The sequence below is a fragment of the Acuticoccus kandeliae genome, from assembly GCF_003073115.1.
Genome location: NZ_QBBV01000052.1, coordinates 1 through 448 on the forward strand (window position 1 = coordinate 1; position 448 = coordinate 448).

General features: G+C 73.9%; 1 protein-coding gene. It reads left to right on the forward strand.

All coding sequences use genetic code 11. From position 1 onward, the window contains the following. Positions 1-405, forward strand: a 405-nt coding sequence (locus tag DBV35_RS29255) for a response regulator transcription factor (RefSeq protein ID WP_170135078.1), incomplete at its 5' end; no start/stop codon positions are given. Between the last annotated feature and the right edge of the window lie 43 nt (positions 406-448).

Below are 448 nucleotides of genomic sequence, written 5' to 3' on the forward strand. Positions count from 1 at the left end.
CGGCTGGTCGTGCTCGCCTCCTCCGACGACCCGTACGCGGTCCGCTCGGCGTTCCAGGCCGGCGCGCAGGCCTACCTGCTCAAGTCGGCGTCGCCCTCGGTCGTGACCGACGGCGTCAAGCGGGTCCTCGACGGTGGCGTCTACGCCGACCCGACGGTCGCCCCGCTGCTCGCCACCGGGTCCCGCGTGCCCGGCACCGACAACACCCCGCGTGAGCTCTCGGCCCGCGAGGTCGAGGTGCTGCAGCTCGTCGCGGACGGCCAGTCCAACAAGGAGATCGGTGAGGCCCTGAACCTCTCCGCCCTCACGGTGAAGAGCCACCTCTCCCGGATCGGCCGCAAGCTCGGCACCGGCGACCGCGCCCAGATGGTCGCGCTCGCCATGCGCGCGGGGGTCATTCGCTGACTCCCGGGACCGGCGCCGCCGGCGGTACGGACACGACCCGGCC